This is a genomic window from Nocardioides salarius (assembly GCF_016907435.1).
Classification (GTDB): domain Bacteria; phylum Actinomycetota; class Actinomycetes; order Propionibacteriales; family Nocardioidaceae; genus Nocardioides; species Nocardioides salarius.
The window spans coordinates 4,229,361-4,250,895 of sequence record NZ_JAFBBZ010000001.1 but is presented as its reverse complement, the minus strand read 5'-3'; the positions used below and the strand labels follow the sequence as shown (position 1 = coordinate 4,250,895).

Here is a 21,535-nt window from a genome sequence, read left to right as displayed (position 1 = left end):
CTAGATGGCTGCGATGGCTGCGATGAGCAGGTCCACCGTCGCGTAGCGGTCTCCAACGCTGTGGTGAGCGCACCGCTGGATGATGTCGCCGAGCGGAGTTCCGACCGGCATCAGTGACTCGCGGCCCGTCACGACGTACGAGAGCACCCACGCGATCGAGTACAGCTCGTTGGCGACGCCGTAGTGCTTGAACGATGTGAGCATGGGGTCGCGGATCGTTCCGCGCATCTCGGTGTTGGTCAGGGTGAACGCCTGCGACTGGTCCTTGGCGAGGCCGAAGTCCGAGACTTTGACCTGGACCTCGCCACTGCCGTACACGCGGAGGAGGATGTTCTGCAGGCTGATGTCACGGTGGAGGATGCCCTCGCGGTGTAAGTAGCTGATGGCGCTGAGGAACTGGAGGGCGATGTTCTTGCGGACGGCGGACTCGAGCGTGCTGTTGCGCTTGCGGATGAAGTCGCGCAGGGTCTCGTCGCAGTACTCCATGCGGTACTCGCTGCGGTCGTCGTCGTACTTGTAGACCTCGACCAGGTTCGGGTGGCTGAGCCGCTTCATGTAGTCGAACTCGGCCTTGAACCGGATCAGGTCGCGCTCCCCAATGTCTTTCTTCGCGCGCTTCAACGCGAACTTGATCTCGTAGTCGGGGTCGACGTACGAGTACACCGTGGCGTAGGACCCGGTTCCGACCATCTGCAGTAGGGCAGGCTCGCTCTGCTTGGTGAGCTTGACCGCCGTTGTGGACCGGGTCAGGACGGGCTTGAACCGCTCGACCTCGATCTTGGCGAAGTCCTCGGGAACTGGGCTTCCGCCGCTCGGTGAGAGCCAGGGGCGGCAGGCTTCCAATGCGTTCTCGTACACGGGGTCAAACTCGACCTCGATGCCGCCGCGGCGCAGCGTGTGGAGGTCCTGCTCGATCTGTTCGGTCAGCCGGATCAGGTCGCGGCTGTTGTCGGCCCAGTAGTGGTTGCCGATGCGCCGGTTGATGTCGTCGAAGTGCTGGTTGAGCTGCTTGTGCAGGACCCCGAACATGTGTCCCCACTCGGGGTCGTCCTCGTACAGCCGGGTGATTCGCGGCGGCACCGACTCTGCCGCGTAGTCGGCGCGCAGGTCAGCGAGCATGTACTCGTGCGGGTTGCCAGCCACGGTTCCTCCTCTCGCCTGGATGTTCCCATCCACTGACTCGCGGGATCTGTACTTCTCCGGCGCGCCGCCAGCTCGGTGGACGAGTGAACGCCTCCCCGATACCTTTGCAGGACGAGGCGGGCTGGACTGCCTCTCTCCGAGTCTGAGTCCCCACGCGACGACGACGCCGAGGACAACGGGTGCCGATCCAGCAATGAGGTTCCAGTCGATTCGAGATCTCTCTCATTCAGGGCTGGCAAGCGTGGGTTGTGAAGCCCGGGAACAGAGATTGAGATGTCCTCCACCAACCACGCCGAGAACCGCGAAGTCCAGCAGGACGCGCGAGCATGGGCAGACTTCACCGGCATCAAGTACACTGCCGCGCTTCGGCAGATCACCTCCCCGTACGCCCAGGGGTTCCTGGGCGACCGAGTCAGCGCACGGCACCTGATCGCTGTCCTCGACAAGCACGAGCTGGTCGGGGCCGAGCCCGACGGTCCCATCCTCAGCGACAACGGGTTCTACGCCGACGAGCCGTGGCGGTTCGACGGGAAGACCGACTACGTCAGGCTGGCCCTGGTCGTCGACGTGCTCCGCATGTTCACGCCCACCCCGGCAGGGACAGCTCCCGAGGTCAGCAGCTACCGGCTGAAGCACACTGCGGAGAGGTTCCTCGACCCGCACTGCAGCTACGTGTCGAACGGACGCCTGATCTGGGCAGCAGCAGCGCTCGGCCTCGACATGGTCGAGCCGGACGGCGGCAGCCTGAACCTGCTGATCGGTATCTCTGAGCGCGAGCACGACTACGTTCGGCGCACAATCGATTCAGGCCGGACTGCGCCGGGCGGCCACCACCACCGCCCGGCCGGGTTCGATCACCTTCAGGCAGCGCTCGGGGACTGCGCTGCTGGTCGCCCGGCAGGCCCTGCGTGGATTCGCCCAACCCGTGCCGAAGTCGAGGCTCCGTTTCACGACTGGCTGACCGCCCAGGCTGAGCGCGATGACCCGGTGGGGGACTTCGCGGGCGACTACCGGGCTGGCGTGCACGACAGCGACCACCGGATCGCCCGCACCCCCAGCGAACTGTTGAGCATCCTGTACGACGTGACGCCGTCGCCGGCCGCGTACGACGCTGGCGTGTCCGCGATCGCTGAGTGGTTCAATGCGTCGCCGACTGCGGAGCCCGTTCGCACCGACCTCATCAGCAGCGACTCGGACAACGTCGCGGGGTACGGCGCCGGCGCAGGAACCGTCGAGCGCTACCGATACCGGTGCCCATGCGGCGACGGACAGATCGTCGAGGAGCACGACAACGTCCCCGGGTTCCGCGAACACGACCTCCAGATCGCCTGCGGCAAGTGCGATGACGAGTGGCGCCTCGCTCCTGGACGAGCGACCCGCGACTGGGGCCTGCTGCCTGTGACCTGAACGACCTGACCTGGCTTGTGGCGGGCCAGAGCTGTGTTGGGCAGTGCGACGAGGCTGCCGTCGACGTCGCACTGCCCAGCGCACACGAACAAACAGGGCAAGGGTTGACGGTCGTCGGAAGTGCACCACTGATCTTCACCCGCTCGTCGCGCATGCCAGACGCTCGTCGGGCGCTCGATCGAGTGTCCGGATCCGCGATCTAGCCTCCCCAAGGGCATCTATCCGCCGCCTTCGCGCCCCACCTTCATGATGGGGACTGTCCGAACAACGGTGTAAGTGGCTCGACACGCTGACCTGCTGGTTGGCGAGATGGAGTCACGATGACCGAAACACTGGGTTCTGTGAGCCCTCCAGAGGATGTGGCGGTGTCACCGCCGGACGTTGCGCAGGACGATGACCCTGGGTTCGAGGGGTCTGCTCACCCATCTGTTGAGGAGCTCGAGATCGCCCGCGAGCTGGTCCGCACCGCGCGGGCTCGTGGAGTCGCGTTGACCGGCCCTGATGGCATGTTGAAGGTCTTGACCAAGACGGTGATCGAGACCGCTCTGGACGAGGAGATGGCTGAGCACCTGGGCTATGACAAGCACGAGGTCGCCGGCCGCAACAGCGGGAACTCCCGCAATGGGGTCCGGACCAAGACGGTCCTGACCGACAACGTCGGGCCGATCGAGATCGCCGTCCCGCGTGATCGTGAGGGCACCTTCAGCCCGGTGATCGTGGCCAAACGTCAGCGACGCCTGGGCGATGTCGACACGATCGTGTTGTCGCTGGCTGCGAAGGGTCTGACCACCGGCGAGATCAGCGCCCACTTCGCCGAGATCTACGGGGCGTCGTTGTCGAAGGACACGATCTCGCGGATCACCGACAAGGTCGTGGCCGAGATGGCCGAGTGGACCTCGCGGCCACTGGAGAAGGTCTACGCCGCGGTGTTCATCGATGCGATCTACGTGAAGATCCGCGACGGTCAGGTCGGGAACCGCCCGATCTACGCCGCGATCGGTGTCGACCTGGCCGGTCACAAGGACATCCTCGGCATCTGGGCAGGCACCGGTGGCGGGGAGTCAGCGAAGTTCTGGCTCCAGGTGTTGACCGAGCTGAAGAACCGCGGCGTGGAGGACATCTTCTTCGTCATCTGCGACGGCCTCAAGGGACTGCCCGACTCTGTCGGGGCCGTGTTCGGCCAGGCGATCGTGCAGACCTGCGTGATCCACCTGATCCGCAACACCTTCCGCTACGCCTCGAAGAAGTACTGGGCCAGATCGCCACGGACCTGAAACCGATCTACGGGGCACCGACCCGCGAGGCGGCCTGGCGGGCGTTCGAAAAGTTCGACGAGAAATGGGGCAAGCCCTACCCCGCGATCAGTGGCCTGTGGCGATCGGCGTGGGAGCAGTTCACCCCGTTCCTCGACTACGACGCCGAGATCCGCAAGGTGCTGTGCTCGACCAACGCGATCGAGTCGTTGAACGCCCGCTACCGCCGCGCCGTGACGGTGCGCGGCCACTTCCCGACCGAGCAGGCAGCGATGAAGTGCCTGTACATGTGTCACCAGATCGCTAGACCCCAAAGGCACCGGTCAGACACGATGGACGATGAGGTGGAAGCCAGCACTCAACGCTTTCGCCATCACCTTCGCGGACCGGATGCCGGCCGCGGAGAACCTCTAGCAATGGAATCGCTGCTTACACCGTTCGTCGGACAGACCCTGGCTCGCTGCCAGCCAGGTCAGCTGTATTTGAGGCGGTCGTAGCGGGCGATGGCCTTGAACAGGCCGCTCTTCTCGTTGACCGTGAGATCGGCGAGCAATGCGTAGGTTTCGACGAGGACGTCCCGTAGCTCGTCGAGTTCGAAGCCGGCCGGATCCAGACACAGGAGGCAGTCGATCTTGAAGTACAGCGGATAGTCGCTGTCGAGGACCTCGCGAGGCGTGGTGAGGACGCCCATGACGTTGCTGGCGTATCGCTTCTTGCTGTAGTCCCCAGGTTCCAGGGACTGCTTGATGAGCGCCTTGACCGACTCGTCCAGGCCGCCGAGTTTTGGCTTTCCGTTGTCGATGAGATCAGCTTCACGGAGGTACTTGAATACGGGGACTCGCGCGTTGCCGCGATACTTGACGATTTGCGGCAGGACGACCCGTAGGACGTTGGTGGCGGCGAGGGGGCGGGTGCGGATTCCTAGGACGTCCTCAGCGAGGTCTTCGCGCTCGAGGGTCTTTCCACCGATGTCGGCCAGCTGTTCGACGTCCTCGTCGGTGAAAGATCCGACGCCGAACACGACGCGGAGGTCGTCGGCGGCCTTGGAGTCGAACGGGATTGCGCGGACCGTCTCCCGTGCCTGTTCGGGGTTGGGGTGGGCGACGAGGTCGTAGACGTGCTTGCTTAGTTCGCGCAGGACGCGGACGGGAAAGGGGCGTTCAAGCTGTGTTAGTGCAGCGAACAGCGGCGCGAACGAGTGCATCTCGATGCGTTGCGCGGGCAGAGTGTGGCCGGGGAGGACTTCGATGAAGAACTGGGAGATTGTCGGGTCGGTGTCCGGGTCGGGATTCCAGTCGACGAAGTAGATCTGCTTCTGAAGTGCATCGAGGCGGTCCGGGCCGACTGCGGCAGCGATGCTGGCGATGATGTCGCGAATGTACTGATCACCGAGGCTATAGCCCAAGAAAATGACCGGGTGCTCGGCGAAGATGGTCAGCAGTTTCGCCGCGAGGTAGCTGTTGCGATTGTGAAAGTTGGCGTAGTCGCCAGCCGTCAGGACGAGACTGAGCGGCTGTCGGCTGCTGCCGTGGATCTTGTAGGTCTCGGCGACGAACTGAGCGTCCGAGAGGATGAGTTCGTCCTGACCTACGTAACTGGTGTACTCGGGGAAGAGCTCGTCGGTGAGGTCGTCGAAGTTAGTGGTGATGACACCGTCGACGATGCTGTTGCGCAGAAGGTCGAGCTCGACGGCCAGGTCGGCGTTGTCGACGCCAGGGACGCCGGCTTGCAGGCGTGACCGCTCGCTGAAGTACGTCGAGATCGCGACCTTCAGCGCTGCCTCGGTATCGCGGACCTCTGCCTTGTACTCCTTGCGCTGAGCCGAGTAGCGGCGGTGCTTGAACCAGACCGGGTGAAACACCCGCGCAAGTTCGCCAGCGGCCGCGGGGAGGTCGCCGTTGACGGAGGCAAGCATGAAGTCGAGGTCTTCGCCGATCTCGTCGGCGAAGTGCCGCAGCATTCCTTCCCAATCGGGCAGCCCGAGGTAGCGCCGCGAGACGCCGCTGCCAACGAACAGGTACGGGAGCGCGTTGTGCTCGCGCAGCTGCGCGAGGAACTCTCCCGTGAAAGCCAGGCCGGGAGGCCCAACAGGAGCCTCGGACGCGGGTCCGGTGGTCGGAGTCAGTTTCTTAGCGACCTGCTTCTTGACCGGGGCGGCGCCCCTCGAGCCGGCGCTATGTGCGCGGTCGTCGTCGGCCAACTCGGGTAACTCCATCCGGTCGAGGCTTGGTGCCACATGCTCCCATGGGACACCGATCCCGAAACGAGAAACCCACGTCAGCTCTTGGCGGCGGTTCCGCCGAGACGTTCCCGAAACCGGTCGGGCGACGTGAGCGCGGGGCCACGTCTTTCCACCGCGAGGCGGCCAGAGGGGCGCGCCTGGCACGAGCGTCAGAGTGTCGGAACCTGTGCGTACGTTGAAGACCGTGCAGCCGAAACAGACAGCCAACGCCTTCCACGTCTCGAATGCGCAACTCGGTTCGAGCCTTCGCGCATGCGCGGGGGCGGCGAGCGGATTCGGCCAGGATAATCGTTGGCGCCCCAACAGCGACTCCGAAACAGCCACGGTGTGGCGCGCTGCAGCGATCGACATGCGAGCTCGCACCTTGACCGAAGCAGACGTGCAAGCCATCACGCTCCTCCACTCGGGACTCGAACATGTAGCGGCCACGGCTCAAAGCATCTCCGCCGGCAGGGCACTACTGCCGCATACGCTCGCCCGCACAGCGACCGAGCATCTGCTTCGAGCGCAGCACCTCTTGGACGAGACAGCCACGTCAGAGGACCGCATCCAACGTCGCTTGAACGAATGGCTGTACGCCATCACGGAGTCCGGGTACAGAAGGCAAGGCTTGCTCAACAGCGACGTCATCGCAACAGCGGGCCTCACCCCTGACGACCTCGGCCTGACCGAGAGCGACTTGCTTCAGCAAGCTCACGATCGAGCTGAAGCAGTAGGCGAGGTGATCACTGACCGCGACCCCAGCAACAAGAAGACCCGGGGCCCACGAGTAGAGGGCACACCGGGACGCCTCTCGACCATGCGCCTTGCGGAGATCTATACGGCCGGCGAAGCGGGAGGCATCCCGGCGTTCACCATGCGCGCGCTCTCGGCCTCGGTTCACGGCACAGAAATCGGTGTGCTGCAGTCCTTCTCCGACGACGCACCCGCAGACCCCTCTCTCGGGGGTGTCATCGTTCCGGTGCCCGCCCAACTCGACCCACCGACCCTCGCGTTCAGTCTTCTCGGCGTCGTGCTAAGCCTTGTGAACGCCATCGACTCGATCCGCATCAGGTTTGCATGGGCAAGCCAAACGAAAGCGGACCGTCGCTACCAACGCGATAAGGACGCACTCCTAGCCACTTGGGGTAGAGCACTCAACGCACCGTGACGGTCGCCGTCGACGACCACGTATCTGCTAAATCCTCATTGCGTTGCTGCCACGGAGTACGTCTGGATCTGCCGCGATGAGAGCGGCAGGCATCCTGCGTCTCACCGCCGCCTGTCGGCGCCCGCCCTTTGCCGACCTGCTTGCGGATGCGAGCATCGAGTTGCCGTTCCATCGGGGTCTTTGGGAAGCCACCCGGTGCGCTCACGCCGCCGTGTGAGTCTCCATGGCGTCTTGGCTCTGTCGGTTCATCTGCCGAAACGAAGGTACGAAGGCCGGGGCCATGGTGACCGCGAGGTATGCGACACCGATCACGATGAAGGCGGGATAGAGACCGACACCCGTGATGAGCGTGGCCCCAACGAGGCCCCCGAATGGCATCAGGGCGTAACACATCGAGCTCGAGAGGGACGAGACGCGGCCCACCAATCCGCTGGGGATCCGTTCGAAGAAGACGGCACCAAGGATGGGGTTGAGAAATCCGGAGGCAGCTCCGGCGGTGACCGTGATGAGCATGATGAGCCACAGCGGAGAGTCGGCGGCCATCACCACGAAGCGCGGGAGTCCACAGACTAGGTAGGCAAGGAGGTAGGTCCGAAAGCGAGGCAGTCGCTCACCGTAAGCCGAGGCGAAGAGAGACCCTGCGGCCGAACAGCCTGCGAAGACCGCGAACATCAAGCCAAGGAATCCGGCGCCGTTGCCAGATTCAATGGCCCATACCGGGGCTAGGACCGCTGACCATGCGGCGTCGAGAAGATTCGTGATGGCGATCATCACTGAGAGGCCGAGCAGGACCGGTTCGTGACGGAGGTAGGTCCAGCCTTCGTGCAGTGACAGCCAAAACCGCATCGGCGATTCGTGAACGTCTTGCACGCGGTCGGTTTGCGGCAATCCGACCGTGGCCCAAGCCAAGATCGCGCCACCAACGAGGAAAGACATCGCGTCTACGACCAGGGCGGTGGTTGGCCCTACCGCAACTACGAGCACACCTGCCAGGGCGAAGCCGACCATGCCCGCACCGCGCTCGACCGCGGACGCGAGACCCGTCGCCCGCTCCATAGGCACCTTGGCCGAGGCGACGATTGCCGGGGTCAAGGAGTCCTTCGCAGCGTCCCCAGGTCCGCGCAGGGCGCCCGCCATTGCGACGATGACGAGGAGAAGCGGGAAGTTCAGCCACCCAAGCCAATGCAAGAGCGGCACCAGGCCCACCGCGAAGAAGCTGCCCACATCGCAGGTGACCGCCACGCGCCGAGCGCCAAGGCGGTCTATCACCGGTCCGCCCAGCACTTTCGCCAAGACGAGCGGAAGTATCTCCGCGAACGCGACAAGGCCGGTCTGGGTGACGGACCCTGTCGCAGTCAAGACGAACCACGGAATCGCAATCATCGAGATCCTGGTGCCGGTAAGCGAGATGGCGTCAGACACCAGCCACCCGTACAGCGGGCGTCTCACTCTTCGAGTCCTTGCCCCGGCAGCGGGAAGGCACCCAGCTGGATCGTGTACGTGGCATCCGCGTCTGGGTCGTCAGGCGTGTTCTCGATGACCTCGATCAGGGTTTCGAGGAGGCGGCGTGCGGCGGCGGGCTTGAGCCGTAGTGGCCAGTCGCTCAGGGTCACGGCTTCATCCCAGGCGCTCGGCAAGAACGGTCGCTCCGCTGCTGCTCGCGAAAGCTGTTCGCCATATGTGAGCGCGACCGCCTGGAGGTAGGCTTGCTCGGCTTCGGGCTCTGCATCACCCGTGCTCATTCGAGTGGATTCGTGCACGGCGCGCCACCAACGGTCCCGCGCGTTGCCGCGTTCGGTCTCTTCCTCTATGAAGCCGTGCTCGGCGAGCTGGCGCAGGTGGTAGGACGTCGCACCCGTGTTGAGGCCCAGGTCCTGTGCCAACGAAGTGGCCGTGGCCGGTCCCTCCGTTCGCAGCAGCCCGAGCATGCGCAGCCGAACGGGATGACTCAGTGCCCTGAGTCCGGCGGAGTTGGGAGTGATCGAAGACCGGCCCATCAGCAGACCGTATAACTGCAAGGACGTTTTGCAAATAGCCTTTGCAATCAACGGTGCCGTGAGCGGACAGCCCTGACTGCCACCCACACTCAGACCGCGATTCGTGTCACGGGGGTGCCCCCTTCCGCCGCGGCGGGAGCCACAAGGTCAGATCGAGATCATCGAGGGAAGAGCAGCGGCGCACGGGTCTCGAGCAGGAACTGGGCCATCTCGTCCTGATGGCGAGCTCCGGCGGCCCCTCCGGTTGGCGGCGCCAGAAAACCAGTACAGCTTGCGGACTCCCGGGTGCGGTCATTCCGCCGCCTGGCAGGCGGACCTCCGCCACACGAACTCGACATTGCCTACCAGTGCGCCGGTGCGCCGGTGCTCCCCGGGATTCTCTGGAGGCATAACACCTTCGCTCCGGGCCTCATCCGCGGTCGTCAGACTCGGTGACGCCGACGAGCGGGGCCTGGGATTTATCGATGAGTGTTGCGAGGCAGGCGGGCTTCATTGTCGGTACACCGTGCGCATTGGCCATCGCCTCAACGGCGCGGTCGTTGGTGACGATGACCCATGCATCTGGGAAGAGCATTCCCTCGTCGGCTGCGAGGGCATCCAGCGCGGAGGCGACCAGCCCGGGATCGGCTGTCCCCTTGTTGCCGTAGAGGTCAACGAGACTGGTGTCTCCGACCTCAACGGTCTTCATCACGGTTCGGATTCCATCGAGAACAGTCGGGGTGAGGTCGTAGGCATTCGACGCAAGGAGTTCCCGGTCTGGGTGCTCTTGTGCCTCCCGCAGGACGTCTGCGGTGACTCTGCAGTGAGTGCGGAAGTACGTGGACCTCACCCGTTCGCGCCTGAGCGCGAGGAGGGCGTTGTTGTCTACCAAGTAGAAGGTCCGGTTCATCCGACTGCCTCTCGATAGTCGCTGATTTGGGAGGCAGAGATCTTGTTGAAGAGCATGATCCGTCGGAACTCCGTCGGGTTCATGTGTCCAGCGTTAAGGATGCCGAGCATCCGGCGTGAGCACTCGACGCCGTTGTACTTCTTGAGCGCGTTCACCGGGCGGGCGTTGGACAGGATCTTCTTAGGCCGGTCGTCGTACTCGGCTTGGAGCTCGTCCATGTAGCTGGTAAACGTGTCCCGATCGATGCGGCCGAGCCTCCGCGCGCGCATGGCGACGGCGCTCGGAGTCACCTTGAACTCCTCAGCAGCGTCTCTCACAGACTGCAGATCGGGGAAGCTCATAGCCCGCACCGCCTTCTCCGGCATGAGGATCTCCGCAGTGATCTGGTAGGCCCGCGGCGAGCTTTCGTCCTTGGTGTGACCGTCGTAGTTAACCGGCGCGAACGTGTCTTGGGCGATCAGAACGGTGAGCAGGGTAAGGGTAAAGATCTTCCTTCCAGAAGGCTCGAGATGCTCGCCCTCGTCGCCCGCCCCTGTGCGTCAGGCTGAGGTGAGACACCGCTACTGAGTTCCTTCCCTCTGCACGGGCGAGAAGCGAGACACCTGATGACCATGACGTTGGCTGATGCTGCCCGGATCGATGATGGGGTGGTGAGCCCGAGAGCAGACCGTCCGAAGCGACGCACGTTCACCGCCGAGTACAAAGCGAAGATCCTGGCCGATTACGACGCTGCCGACCGCGGCGAGCGCGGTGCGATCCTGCGGCGGGAGGGGTTGTACTCCTCCCACATCGTGGAGTGGCGCAAGGCCGCCGAGTCTGGCGCCGCCTCAGCGCTGGCCCCCCAGGCCAAGGACCGTCGCGAGCGGCAGCGGGATCGGGAGGTCGAACAGTTGCGCGCCCGTGCGGAAAAGGCCGAGGCCGAGTTGGCCAGGACGAGGGCCGCGTTGGACATCGTGGGAAAAGCACACGCGCTCTTGGAGACGCTCTCCGAGAGCACGGGCACGCCGAAGCCGCCCGGACGGTGATCAACCCTGCCGTCGACGAGCTCGCCGAGCTGACCTCGGTGACCAAGGCGTGTGAGCTGCTGGGACGACCCAGGGGCAGCCACTACCGCGCCAAGCAACCTCGGTTGCACGGCCCGAAGCCGTCGCGTCCGAGGCCGCCGAACGCGCTCACCGTGGCCGAGCAAGCCGAGGTGCTGGAGGTGTTGACCTCGCCGAGGTTCTGCGACAAGTCGGTGGCCCAGACCTGGGCGACGCTGCTGGACGAGGGCACCTACCTGTGCTCGATGTCGACGATGCACCGGCTGCTGCGCGCCCACGGTGCGGCCGGCGAGCGGCGCCGGCAGGCCACCCATCCTGCGAAGACGAAGCCCGAGCTGTTGGCCACCGCGCCGGGGCAGGTCTGGTCCTGGGACATCACCAAGGTCCGCGGCCCCCAGCGCGGGATCTGGTTCCAGCTCTACGTCGTGCTCGACATCTACTCCCGCTACGTCGTGGCCTGGACCGTGCAGGCTGTCGAGGACTCCGAGATCGCCAAGACGATGCTGGAGAAAGCGATGGGCGTGCACGGCATCCCTCAGGCGATCCATGCCGACCGCGGGACGTCGATGACCTCCAAACCCGTCGCCCAGCTGCTGCTCGACCTCGGCGTCGACCGCAGCCATTCCCGGCCGCGGGTCAGCAACGACAACCCGTTCAGCGAGGCCATGTTCAAGACCCTGAAGTACGCCCCGGTCTTCCCCGAGGCGTTCGGCTCGCTGGCCGACGCGAGAGCGTTCTGCGAGGACTTCTTCGGCTACTACAACCACGAGCACCGTCACTCCGGGATCGGGCTGCACACCCCCGCGTCGGTCCACCACGGCACCGCAACCGAGATCCGGGCCCAGCGCCAGCACACCCTGGACGCAGCCCACGCCGCTCACCCCGAACGGTTCGGCACCCGCCGACCCCAGGCCCCGAAGCTCCCCCAGGCCGCCTGGATCAACCAGCCATCACCGGAGGCCCTCATACAGACCGCGTGACGAGACGTGTCTCAGACTGCTTGACATCTTCCGCGCGGCCAGGAAGATGAAGGGAACCTTCTTATCCTTGATCGTCATGCCGCTGAACTTGACGTGGCGCGGCATCTCCTGAGGCATGTGGTGGAGTGCGCTCCGGGAGACGAGGATCTGCTTGGCCTCCAGTCGCTCGATCAGGAGATCAAGTGCTGCCTCCTTGGTCTTCGCCGCACGGATCTCGGACCGGGCAAAGCCGATCGCCTCCATTAGCCGGCCGGCATCCTCCGAGGGAGACTGACGCGATTTCTTGAGAAGCCCAACTAGATCATTCTTGGCCAAGCTGCTGTCGTACCTGCGGAGCAACTCCTGCTTGCGGAGGAGGTCCTTCACGATCAACTCGACGTCGCGGAGCTCAACCTTGTGGCGAGAGTGCATCGAGAATGACGGCTTCGTGAATCCCGCCATGAGTTTCTCAGTCTTGAGCCGTACCTGTGCCTCGACGACGTCGATTGGCGCGAAGAACAGCGGGTAGGGGACCTCCGCCTGGCGGGAAAGCTTGAGGAACTCCTTGAACGCCAGCGGCTTACCGTCCAGAGCTCGGCGAACTCCGGAATAGTTTGAGACGACGGAGTTCTTGAACAACGCGATGAACACGTCCCGCTCAATCGGCACCTGCGTGCCGTTGAGGGTGACTCTGACGCCCATCGCCACCATTCCTCCCAGCGCGCTTTCTCACGATCGTTTGCCGTCCGCAAGGTAAACGACCGGCGTGGGGCGACGGGGAAAAACGAACGAAATGACAGCCATCGCGCTGATTCCGGCACGCGACACCGATCGTTCCCGCGCCGGAGCGCACGGGTGGGCGCGGTGGCAGTCGGGGCGGAACAAGGGCAGCGTCTTGCCGACGCCTGGGTGCTCTCAGAGCTCGTCAGAGTCCCACTCGTCAGCCCGAACGGCATCGTTCGGCGTCCACCCAAGGGGGATGTGGGCCGCCCCAGCGGTCTCGCAGAAGTAGAGCTCGGGGGCTCCGTACGCCGGGTCATCATTCGGGAGGGTGATTAGCCAGTCCCCGCATGTAGGGCAAGTCAGTGCCACGCGAGCAGGGTAGACACCCCAGGCGAGCTGGTCATGGCCTTCCGCAGCTTGGTTGCACGTGCGTGCGTAGCAGAGCCAGCAAGCAACCAGGGCCGTGGGCACCCATCTACCGCGTCACACCGCCGCGAGCGGGGCAGACAGACCAATTGGCATTCTGAATGACCCTTATGGCGCTGATCCAGCGATAGCGAAGCCCAGCAAGCTAGGTGCGAGCACTGGCATCGTCGCGTTTCGGAGCTTGGGTGGTCTGTATTCGCCGCCTGCGGGCGCCCATTTGTGCAGCCGGGCTAGCTCGTTCCGTGTCAAAATCCCCGGATGTGGAAGCGTGAGCGACCGGTATGGCGTTAGAGAGGAGCCTGATGACTTCAAGTACGGAGAGCCTAAGCCGACTCACGACGGTGGCGGTGAGGAGCATCTGGAAGCACGAGGCGCACGACTTCACATTGTGGCTCCTCGAGAACGCGGACGTGCTCGGTGACGCTCTCGGGATGGATCTGGAGCTGACCGAAGCCGAGCGCAGGGTTGGCGGTTTCGCGCTGGATCTCATCGGTACCGATCTCGCGACCAATACCGTCGTGATCGTGGAGAACCAGTTGGAGCAAACAGACCACTCCCACCTCGGGCAGCTCCTCACTTATGCCGGCGGGACAGACCCGTCGACGATCGTCTGGTGCGCTCCCAGCTTCCGCGAGGAACATCGGGCGGCCCTCGACTGGCTCAACGAGCACACTGACGAAGAAACCCGCTTCTTCGGCGTCGAGATCGCTGCCGTGCGCATCGATGAGTCGCGTCCCGCGCCGCTATTCCGCGTCGTCGCCAAACCCAACGATTGGACGAAGCAGCTGCACACGGAGAGGGCTGCCGTTTCTCTGTCGCCGAAGTCTCTGGCGTATCAGGGATTTTGGAGCGAGTTGCTCACGCGTATCCGCTCCGAGCACCCTGCCTGGACGAAATCTACAGCTGCTTCGACGCAGTCATGGATCACCTTGCCGTATGGCACCTCGAACATTTGGTACGGGATGGCATTCACGATCGCCGGTCCTCGCGTTGAGTTGTACTTCGGTGCCTCGGACGCTGCCGTCAACCTTGCTGAGTTTGAGCGCTTTCTCGAGTACCGCGAGTTGCTAGACGTCGAGTTCGGCGAGTCGATCAAGTACGACGCCCTTCCTGGCAAGAAGGCGTGCCGCATCCATGTTGACCGGCTGCATGGCGACGTGCTGGACGTCGACTCGCGTGCCGACTACATCGACTGGTTCATCTCGACCATGGCGAAGTTCCGTCCGATAACGCAGCAGATTCGCGCGACTCTCGAGTCAGCATCCTGAGGATCTGGCGCAGCGCGCTTCTGAGTCATTCCGCCGCGAATCCGCCCGACCCCCTTCGGGTCAGCACCGCATCTACAGGGTCAACTTGCCTCCGCGCGTATGGGTCAGGATCTGTAACAACCGGTACGCGGGCTCGCTGGGTGTTCTGGTGTCCTTCGCTGCAAGGTGTACCAGTTCCTGCAGGCGCTGGGTGTACTCGGCGTTGATCACGAAAGTGACCTCAACGCCACTGGCCGAGCTGAGCTCCACGTGTTCGGTGAACCAGTCTGTCGTCTTCCCCACCGGCACATTCGGCGCCCAGAACTCGACATGGGTCACGTGACTCGGGAAGAGCTTGTGTGCGAAGGCGGCGGCGCGCTCCAGCTTGCTGGCGATCTTGTTTGTCATTTGTCCGAAGTCGGCCCCATAGCCGAGACCCGCGATGTGAGTGGCCACCTCACAGAGCCAGACCTCGGGCACGTCGCCGCCGCGCACGCCGATGACATCGATCTCGCCTTGTGCCTCGGTGCGCTCGTTGTAAAGGACCATGTCGCAGCTCTTCGCGTAACGAAGGTAGGCACCGACAAGGCTCTCGCCCATCTCGATCATGAAGCTCCTCGGAAGAGATCGGGTATCTACAGGGCGGCGTCCGCCAGGGACTCTTCAACTTCGTCAACGGTCGCTCCCCGCTATGGTCCGGCCATGGAGGCCATCCCGTTGACCAGTCTGCTCCCCGAGGGCTTCAATCCCAGGCAGTACAAGGTCCACTTCGCCGTCTGGAATCAGGTCAAATACCCAATTGACGTCTTGGCCAGCAACCCGGAGGAGTGGCAGGGGTGGAACTCGTGGCGAAGTGTGAAGGACGACTTCAATCGCGAGTTCGTCTTCTCGGTGGCTCAGGACAAGCATGACGCGACCCTCTGGCTCTTTGGCGGGATCTGGGAAGTCCTGGAGCGCAGGTCAACGCAGCAGGCCCACTCGTACACGGTGGCGCTTCGTGAGGACCTGATGGGCCCGTTCGTCCGCCGCCTCTGGATCCGCCACAAGAGGTCCGGCCGGAACATTCGCCGGACGATGGAGTCCGTGCTGCCCACGATGACGGTTTCATCGATCCTCCAGGAGCCGTTCGCCGGTGACCCGTTCCCGGGGCACGATCGGATCAACCACAGCCTCGCCGATCTTCAGGCTGTCGTCACTCAAGCGCGGGCCGACTGGCGGATCGCGTTAGAGAGCATGAAGGGCGTCTACGTCATCCATGACAAGGAGACCGGGCTGCGCTATGTCGGTTCGGCGTACGGGGACACCGGGATCTGGCAGCGCTGGGTAACATACGCGGCCACGCTGCACGGCGGCAACGTCGGGCTGAAAGCGCTGCTCGAGGAGAAAGGCGACGAGTACTACCGCACCAACATGCGGTTCGCTCTCCTCGAGTACTGGTCCATGCGTACCGACGACGACCATGTCCTGCAGCGCGAGTCGTACTGGAAGGACGTGATGCACGCGCGGTCGCTGGGGCACAACAAGAACTGAAGGTGCTGCCTGCACCGCTCGCTGCAGACCCAACTCGGCCCTCGATGGCCGATCGTGCGATCCGCGTCCTTCCGGCGCGATCGACGCCAACCCCTCCACCGCTGCCGTCTAGGGCCGCTGCGCGATGAATCATTCCTTTGGGTCGCGCAACCCCCCTCCGCCAAAGTCTTTCAACTCGCGGAGGGGCGCGGCCAGATGGGTCCGTGACCTGCACAAACGCGTGACGACGTTCTCCGCCCTCCCTGCGCCCTCCCTTGGGGGGCGCTCTCAGGAGGGGCGCTTTTTGGTGCGAAGGCTGAGGACAGTCGAGTGCATGAACCAGTTGCCCCAATCACGAGCCGCGGCAGTCCGGTGGAGTCCGCGGCTCCTCAACGACATCGTCAACGCACCGGATCTCGCTACGGCGGCGGAACACCTTGGGGTCAACGGCATCCCCGTGTTTCCGTGCGTCCCCTGCGGCAAGCGCCCGCTGACCGCCCACGGCTTCCAAGACGCCAGCGCCGAGCGAGACGTCATCGACTTCTGGTGGCGCCGACACCCTGACGCCAACATCGGCGTGCCTACCGGCGCGGCCGGTGGCGTCGACGTGGTCGACGTCGATGTTCACAAGACCGTCTCCGGATACCCCGCCTTCGAGCACGCACGGCGGGCCGGCTTCGTCGAAGGCTGGGCCTGGCTGGTCCGCACCCCGTCAGGCGGGCTGCACGCCTACTTCCTCCACACAGGCGAGCGCGAGCAGCGGTCGTGGCAGGTGCCGGGAAAGCACATCGACTTCCGAGGCGACGGCGGGTACATCGTCGTCCCGCCCTCCCGAGTGACCGGCGAGGACGGCGTGACCCGCAGCTACGAGCAGATCGCGGTCGCCTCCCACCATCCCGCCGCGGTGGACGCCAACGGGCTCCGAGGGTTCCTCGACCCGCCCCGGCCAATGCGCCCACCCACCGACCTCCCAGCCGTCGGCGCGAGGCCGGACAAGCTCGCCGCCTGGGTCGCATCCCGCCCCGAAGGAGGCCGCAACGGCGGCCTCTTCTGGGCGGCCTGCCGGATGGCCGAAGAGGGCCACGACCTGAGCACAACGACCTCCCTGCTCGGCCCGGCGGCGTACACCGCCGGGCTCCCGGAGCGGGAAGCGATGGCGACGATCCGGTCGGCGTACCGGATCGCGACTCGACTCGGGCCGGCGAGCCAGCCGCGCCCTACGAACGCGGTTGAGGCGGTGGGACTGTGAACACGCCGGACCCCTACGTGCGCCACCTCGACCGCACTCCCCCAGAACCTGCTCCGACCCCGGATGCCGAGAAGACGGTCGATGCCCTCGCCGTCTACAAGGACCCGTCGGTCCCGACCTCCGGTGCCCGGCAGGAGACAGACCGATCTCATCCGAGCGTCGCCTGGGTTCGCCCCAGCGAGATGCCGACTCTGCTCAGCTCGAAGTTCGTACGTCGCGGCATCAACCTCCAGGCCGAGCTGACTCGCCGCGCGCGTCGTACCCCTGGCTCTGCCGTCTCCAAGGCGTCGCGCCGCATCACCCGCACCTCGATCGCTCGACCCGACGCCACAGGTCCGAGCATCACCGACCAAGAAGGACTCGGGCTATGACCGCACCCACCTATGCAACCGCTGAGGGGCTGCGGCTCCTCTTGCTCGACCTCGCGTACGCCGGACGGCGCGCATGGCAGACCAGCCCGGAAGCCGCCGAGCTGATGACCTACGCGATGGACAAGTACGCCGGCCTCGCCCACAAGCACGGCCGCGAACCGAGCGATGCTGCCGTCGCCGCTTTCGAGGTGATGCGTATGCGATCCACTCGCGTCGCCGAGGACCCCTGGGCGGTCGTCACCCATGCGGTCGAGCTGAGCCTGATCTACGAGTCCCGGGCCGAGGGACTGCTCTGCTCGACCGGACAGGCGCGCAAGACAGCCGGCCTCGGTTACCACGACGCCGAGCGGTTCGCGGATCGTGATTCGGAGATCGCGGACTATCACCCGGCGTTCCACTTCTTCGCCAAGACGGCCGACCCGTACGCCGAGAAGGAGGACAACGTTGACGGCGAGCCGACCAACGCGTTCTTCGCCCTCGACACCGTTGTGGACTTCTTCGTAGACCTCGGTTGGGCCCCCACCAGTGCGCGGCTCGCGATGGAATACATCGCCGCTCGGCTCAGTCGCTGCGGCAAGCCCGAGATTGCATACAAGTCTCTGCTCCGAGAAGGCGACGGCCCGGGATTCCTAGACATCGGGCAAGACGCGTGGATTCACGTGCTCCGCGCCGTGCTTGGTGACCCGCACCCCGACTTCGCGGGCACCACGAGGAGCCACGGCCTACTCAAGCAAGCAGCGATGGGCTTCCCGGTCATCGAACTCTTCGACGACAAGGGCCTCGTCCACATGGTCGAGGCAGCCGCACCGGACTTCACAACCGAGCCAGGTGAGAGCTATGTCTGAGCGCGGCCACATCGAGCTCGACCGCTCCGTCAGCACCATCGTCGTCGGTGAACGCCACCGCCGGGACACCGGTGACCTGACTCCACTGGTGGACTCCTTGAAACGAGTCGGCCTTCTTCAACCCGTCACCATCACACCCGACGGCTACTTGATCTGCGGCTACCGCCGCCTCGAAGCGGCCAAGAAGCTCGGATGGCACACCCTGCGTGTGTGGGTGAGGTCCGGGATCAGCGACGAGCTTACCCGGCTCCTCGCCGAGCGCGACGAGAACACAACGCACAAGCCGCTCTCCAACATCGAGGCCGCGCATCTGTACGACGAGATGAAAACCCTCCTCCAGGAGGATGCAGCCCGGCGTCAGAGGGCGTCGCAGTTCGGACACGAAAATGACAAAACTGCAGGCCAGCCCGGTGGTTCCGAATCGGAACCACCGGGAGCACCCGGCAGGACTCGACACCAGGCGGCCCTTCTGGTCACGCAGCGGGCATCCCACACCCGGCTAGAGGCGATCCTGGAGATGGAGCGCGTGGCTGCTGACCGCGAACTCCCAAAGGACGTCCGGAAGGTCGCCGAGGACGAGCTGGCCGCAATCCGCAACGGCGGCCCGGTCGACCCTGGCTACCAACGCGTAATGGCCGCCAAGCGCATCGCCGCGATGATGGCGCCCGGAGCCGAGGCCAAGCTCAACGAGGAAGCCGAAAAGGCCCTCGAGCAAGCCAAGAAAGACCGGCGTCGGCGCATCCAGGAGAACAAGCGACAGCGTGAGGAAGAGGCCGCCAACCGGAAGCGATCGACACGCTCGTTCAACCTCAAGTGGGCCGAGATGGACGGCTGGTCGAAGAAGTACGACGTCGAGCAGATCGCCCGCGAGATCAAGCCCGATGACTGGGCGCTCTTCCTGCGCGTCATCGACGAGACCAAGGCGTTCGCCGAGGCCGTCACCCTCGCCAAGGAGGCGGGCGGCACACCTGAGTCGTGACCACCCCCGACTCCCGAAGGCCATGCTGATGCTCTACCCGACCACTGCTGATGACCTCCGCCGCCGACGCCTCATCGTCGCCGGTGTCGCATCCGCCCTGTTGCTGATCGCGTTCGTGACGTACGCCGTGCTGGTCCACCGGGCGCACTCCCCCAGCGCTGCGTCGACCAAGGCGCAGGCGCCGGTCGAGTTGACGGAGGTCCACGACGTCCCGGCAGTGACCGAACTCCCTGAACTGCGCCGGACGTCGGACCCCGAGACCTTCGCTCGTCAGGTCGCTGAGGCGATCTTCGCGTGGAACACCGCGACGCTCGTCTCCAGGACCGACCACATCGAGCTACTAACCGAAGTCGCCGACCCGACCGGCGAGTCCACGCCCGGCCTGGTGTCCGACCTCGACAACTACCTGCCGACGCAGGACGCGTGGGTCGAACTGACCAAGTACGAGACGGAGCAATGGCTCACCGTGGACTCGGTCAGCACCCCAACCAAGTGGGCCGAGGCTGAGGCGCAGGCCGGCGACGAGCTGCTCCCCGGCACGACGGCCCTCACGATCCAGGGCACCCGCCACCGCTCCGGCATCTGGGAGGGCGAGCCGGTCTCGTCCGAGCACGACGTGGCGTTCACCATCTTCCTCGTCTGCGCGCCGTCGTACCCCGAGTGTCACCTGCTCCGGCTGTCGATGCTCGACAAGCCGCTGGACTGACCGATGGGCAAGGTCGTCGCTGGCGGGTTGGTCGCGATCCTCCTTGGCCCGGCCTGCATCCTGCTGGGTCTTGGAGCGCTCATGAGTCCAGCGGCGCAGGCCGAGAACCAGTGCCTCGTCTCGCCGGCATCTACTCCGGTCGGTGGGGCTGCGCCCACGCTCCCCGAGACCGCCCGAGTGGTCGTCCCGCTCCCTGGCGGGACTTGGGTGCGAACGAGTGGCTTCGGGATGCGGGTCCACCCGGTCACCGGCGAGTACAAGCTGCACACCGGCGTCGACCTCTCCGCGCCAGCCGGGACGCATATCCTCGCCGCCGCCGACGGCCGTGTGGCGTTCGCCGGACCAGCCACGGGCTACGGCCACCTCATCCTGATCGAGCACACCGTCGGAGGAAAGCGGGTTGCCACCGGCTACGCCCACATGTACGCCGATGGCATCCATGTCGAAGCCGGCGATACCGTCACCGCTGGGCAGTACATCGCCGACGTCGGCTCCGACGGCTACTCCACCGGCACCCATTTGCACTTCGAGGTCCGCCCCGGTGGCACCGACGCTGCACCAGTCGACCCGGAGCCCTGGATGGCCTCGAACGGCGCGGCAAACGTCGAGGGTGGCTCAGCCACGAGTGACGCAGGATGCACGAACGGTGGTCCGGCGTCGCCGTACACCGGCGACAGTCCCGACGGCCTTGTCGACGACCCGACCTCTGACGGACAGATCACACAGCGGACCGCGCACATCCTCTCCCAGGTCCAGAAGAACTTCCCCGACTCCCAGTGGGCGTGCTGGTCGCCGCGCTCGGGGAAGTCGGAGCACCCCCTTGGCCGAGCCTGCGACGGCACCTTCGGCAACTCGATCGGCACCGCAGCAAGCGGCCGTGCGCTCGACTACGGCTGGAAGGTCACCAACTGGCTGAAGGAGAACGCCGAGACCCTCGGCGTTGAGTACCTCATCTGGCAGGGACGCATCTGGTCGGTAGCGCGAGCGTCCGAGGGCTGGCGACCTTACGACGGCGGCGGGATGCACGATCCCAACAGCGTGACCGGCGGACACTACGACCATTGTCACTGGACGGCTCGGGCATAGCACCTGATGACCATGAAGATCCCCGCGATTCTGCCTCTCGTCGGCCCCGACTTCGGTGCCGTCGGCGGCTCTAGCCAACTCCGCGCCATCGTCGGTGCGCTGCTGACCTACGGGTTGATCGTCGCCGTCCTGATGGTTGTCATCTGCGCGGCGACGTGGGCCATCGGCTCGGCTCAAGGCAGTTGGCAGACCGCGAGCAAGGCGAAGACCGGCCTCTTCGTCGCCCTCGGCGGTGCTGTACTCACCGGCGGTGCGCTCGCCTGGGCGAACTGGCTCCTCGACGTGGGAGCGACGTTGTGAGCGAGGAGCAG

At 65.0% G+C, this 21,535-nt stretch carries 20 protein-coding genes and 1 pseudogene; 13 read left to right on the top strand and 8 right to left on the bottom strand.

Annotated features, from left to right (window positions below; genetic code table 11):
- Positions 1-1,143: a protein kinase family protein gene (locus tag JOE61_RS22655; protein ID WP_204797327.1), complete on the bottom strand. Its 1,143-nt coding sequence runs from the start codon at positions 1,141-1,143 to the stop codon at positions 1-3.
- Between the two features lie 273 nt (positions 1,144-1,416).
- Here JOE61_RS22655 and JOE61_RS20410 point away from each other — a divergent pair, with 273 nt between their 5' ends.
- Together JOE61_RS20410 and JOE61_RS20405 are read left to right on the top strand one after the other, a co-directional pair.
- On the top strand, positions 1,417-2,550 hold the full coding sequence (locus JOE61_RS20410) for a hypothetical protein (protein ID WP_204797326.1): 1,134 nt from the start codon (positions 1,417-1,419) through the stop codon (positions 2,548-2,550).
- A 320-nt stretch (positions 2,551-2,870) separates the two neighbouring features.
- A pseudogene (locus JOE61_RS20405) lies at positions 2,871-4,217 on the top strand (IS256 family transposase).
- Positions 4,218-4,275: 58 nt separating this feature from the next.
- On the opposite strand, the gene JOE61_RS20400 reads toward JOE61_RS20405, so the two are convergent.
- Positions 4,276-6,018 carry an SIR2 family protein gene (locus JOE61_RS20400; protein WP_193671019.1) on the bottom strand — a complete coding sequence of 581 codons (1,743 nt, stop codon included), beginning with the start codon at positions 6,016-6,018 and terminating at the stop codon, positions 4,276-4,278.
- A gap of 202 nt (positions 6,019-6,220) precedes the next feature.
- Between JOE61_RS20400 and JOE61_RS20395 the strand changes: the two genes are divergently transcribed.
- Positions 6,221-7,195 carry a hypothetical protein gene (locus JOE61_RS20395; RefSeq protein WP_193671017.1) on the top strand — a complete coding sequence of 325 codons (975 nt, stop codon included), beginning with the start codon at positions 6,221-6,223 and terminating at the stop codon, positions 7,193-7,195.
- A 201-nt stretch (positions 7,196-7,396) separates the two neighbouring features.
- Here the strand turns inward: JOE61_RS20395 and JOE61_RS20390 are convergent, their stop codons facing one another.
- The 4 genes from JOE61_RS20390 to JOE61_RS20375 all read right to left on the bottom strand — a co-directional run bounded on the left by JOE61_RS20390 (position 7,397) and on the right by JOE61_RS20375 (position 10,539).
- A complete protein-coding gene (locus JOE61_RS20390; protein ID WP_204797325.1) occupies positions 7,397-8,617 on the bottom strand; it encodes an MFS transporter in 1,221 nt (406 codons plus the stop codon).
- 23 nt (positions 8,618-8,640) lie between these two features.
- A complete protein-coding gene (locus JOE61_RS20385; protein WP_193671016.1) occupies positions 8,641-9,192 on the bottom strand; it encodes an ArsR/SmtB family transcription factor in 552 nt (183 codons plus the stop codon).
- A gap of 409 nt (positions 9,193-9,601) precedes the next feature.
- A complete protein-coding gene (locus JOE61_RS20380) occupies positions 9,602-10,081 on the bottom strand; it encodes a hypothetical protein (RefSeq protein ID WP_193671014.1) in 480 nt (159 codons plus the stop codon).
- A complete protein-coding gene (locus JOE61_RS20375; protein WP_323741332.1) occupies positions 10,078-10,539 on the bottom strand; it encodes an ImmA/IrrE family metallo-endopeptidase in 462 nt (153 codons plus the stop codon). Before JOE61_RS20375 ends, JOE61_RS20380 begins: the two co-directional genes overlap by 4 nt.
- Before the next feature lie 147 nt (positions 10,540-10,686).
- On the opposite strand from JOE61_RS20375, the gene JOE61_RS20365 reads away from it, so the two are divergent.
- Positions 10,687-12,104 (top strand): IS3 family transposase gene (locus JOE61_RS20365; RefSeq protein WP_372440070.1). Its coding sequence is split into 2 segments (ribosomal slippage): positions 10,687-10,927 and positions 10,927-12,104, totalling 1,419 coding nucleotides; the frame shifts between segments, so codons are not numbered across the junction.
- Here the strand turns inward: JOE61_RS20365 and JOE61_RS20360 are convergent.
- Positions 12,075-12,791, bottom strand: coding sequence for a hypothetical protein (locus tag JOE61_RS20360; protein WP_193671155.1), 717 nt, complete (start codon positions 12,789-12,791; stop codon positions 12,075-12,077). The genes JOE61_RS20365 and JOE61_RS20360 overlap by 30 nt on opposite strands.
- Positions 12,792-13,579: 788 nt before the next feature.
- On the opposite strand from JOE61_RS20360, the gene JOE61_RS20350 reads away from it, so the two are divergent.
- A complete protein-coding gene (locus JOE61_RS20350) occupies positions 13,580-14,500 on the top strand; it encodes a DUF4268 domain-containing protein (RefSeq protein WP_193671156.1) in 921 nt (306 codons plus the stop codon).
- Positions 14,501-14,572: 72 nt separating this feature from the next.
- Here JOE61_RS20350 and JOE61_RS20345 read toward each other — a convergent pair whose 3' ends face one another.
- Positions 14,573-15,088 (bottom strand): hypothetical protein, encoded by a 516-nt coding sequence (locus JOE61_RS20345; protein WP_193671157.1) that lies wholly within the window; start codon positions 15,086-15,088, stop codon positions 14,573-14,575.
- Between the two features lie 93 nt (positions 15,089-15,181).
- Here JOE61_RS20345 and JOE61_RS20340 point away from each other — a divergent pair, with 93 nt between their 5' ends.
- The 8 genes from JOE61_RS20340 to JOE61_RS20305 all read left to right on the top strand — a co-directional run bounded on the left by JOE61_RS20340 (position 15,182) and on the right by JOE61_RS20305 (position 21,524).
- Positions 15,182-16,009: a GIY-YIG nuclease family protein gene (locus JOE61_RS20340; RefSeq protein WP_193671158.1), complete on the top strand. Its 828-nt coding sequence runs from the start codon at positions 15,182-15,184 to the stop codon at positions 16,007-16,009.
- Between the two features lie 313 nt (positions 16,010-16,322).
- A complete protein-coding gene (locus JOE61_RS20335) occupies positions 16,323-17,237 on the top strand; it encodes a bifunctional DNA primase/polymerase (RefSeq protein WP_193671159.1) in 915 nt (304 codons plus the stop codon).
- Complete coding sequence (locus tag JOE61_RS20330; RefSeq protein ID WP_193671160.1) at positions 17,234-17,608, top strand: hypothetical protein; 375 nt, start codon at positions 17,234-17,236, stop codon at positions 17,606-17,608. Before JOE61_RS20335 ends, JOE61_RS20330 begins: the two co-directional genes overlap by 4 nt.
- Entirely contained in the window at positions 17,605-18,453 is an 849-nt protein-coding gene (locus JOE61_RS20325) for a hypothetical protein (RefSeq protein ID WP_193671161.1), read from the top strand. The genes JOE61_RS20330 and JOE61_RS20325 overlap by 4 nt, the downstream gene beginning before the upstream one ends.
- Positions 18,446-19,432 (top strand): ParB N-terminal domain-containing protein, encoded by a 987-nt coding sequence (locus JOE61_RS20320; RefSeq protein WP_193671162.1) that lies wholly within the window; start codon positions 18,446-18,448, stop codon positions 19,430-19,432. The genes JOE61_RS20325 and JOE61_RS20320 overlap by 8 nt, the downstream gene beginning before the upstream one ends.
- A 28-nt stretch (positions 19,433-19,460) precedes the next feature.
- Entirely contained in the window at positions 19,461-20,138 is a 678-nt protein-coding gene (locus JOE61_RS20315; protein WP_227492406.1) for a hypothetical protein, read from the top strand.
- 3 nt (positions 20,139-20,141) lie between these two features.
- Complete coding sequence (locus JOE61_RS20310; protein ID WP_193671164.1) at positions 20,142-21,224, top strand: M23 family metallopeptidase; 1,083 nt, start codon at positions 20,142-20,144, stop codon at positions 21,222-21,224.
- A gap of 6 nt (positions 21,225-21,230) precedes the next feature.
- Complete coding sequence (locus JOE61_RS20305; RefSeq protein WP_227492407.1) at positions 21,231-21,524, top strand: DUF6112 family protein; 294 nt, start codon at positions 21,231-21,233, stop codon at positions 21,522-21,524.
- The last annotated feature ends 11 nt before the right edge of the window (positions 21,525-21,535 follow it).

Bases quoted from the DNA above. Each gene is read 5' to 3' on its own strand.
- JOE61_RS20340 (WP_193671158.1), top strand. From the start codon at position 15,182: ATGGAGGCCATCCCGTTGACCAGTCTGCTCCCCGAGGGCTTCAATCCC.
- JOE61_RS20385 (WP_193671016.1), bottom strand. From the start codon at position 9,192: ATGGGCCGGTCTTCGATCACTCCCAACTCCGCCGGACTCAGGGCACTG.
- JOE61_RS20400 (WP_193671019.1), bottom strand. From the start codon at position 6,018: ATGGAGTTACCCGAGTTGGCCGACGACGACCGCGCACATAGCGCCGGC.
- JOE61_RS20315 (WP_227492406.1), top strand. From the start codon at position 19,461: ATGCTCTACCCGACCACTGCTGATGACCTCCGCCGCCGACGCCTCATC.
- JOE61_RS20335 (WP_193671159.1), top strand. From the start codon at position 16,323: ATGAACCAGTTGCCCCAATCACGAGCCGCGGCAGTCCGGTGGAGTCCG.
- JOE61_RS20345 (WP_193671157.1), bottom strand. From the start codon at position 15,088: ATGATCGAGATGGGCGAGAGCCTTGTCGGTGCCTACCTTCGTTACGCG.
- JOE61_RS20310 (WP_193671164.1), top strand. From the start codon at position 20,142: ATGGGCAAGGTCGTCGCTGGCGGGTTGGTCGCGATCCTCCTTGGCCCG.
- JOE61_RS20325 (WP_193671161.1), top strand. From the start codon at position 17,605: ATGACCGCACCCACCTATGCAACCGCTGAGGGGCTGCGGCTCCTCTTG.
- JOE61_RS20410 (WP_204797326.1), top strand. From the start codon at position 1,417: ATGTCCTCCACCAACCACGCCGAGAACCGCGAAGTCCAGCAGGACGCG.
- JOE61_RS20380 (WP_193671014.1), bottom strand. From the start codon at position 10,081: ATGAACCGGACCTTCTACTTGGTAGACAACAACGCCCTCCTCGCGCTC.
- JOE61_RS20320 (WP_193671162.1), top strand. From the start codon at position 18,446: ATGTCTGAGCGCGGCCACATCGAGCTCGACCGCTCCGTCAGCACCATC.
- JOE61_RS20305 (WP_227492407.1), top strand. From the start codon at position 21,231: ATGACCATGAAGATCCCCGCGATTCTGCCTCTCGTCGGCCCCGACTTC.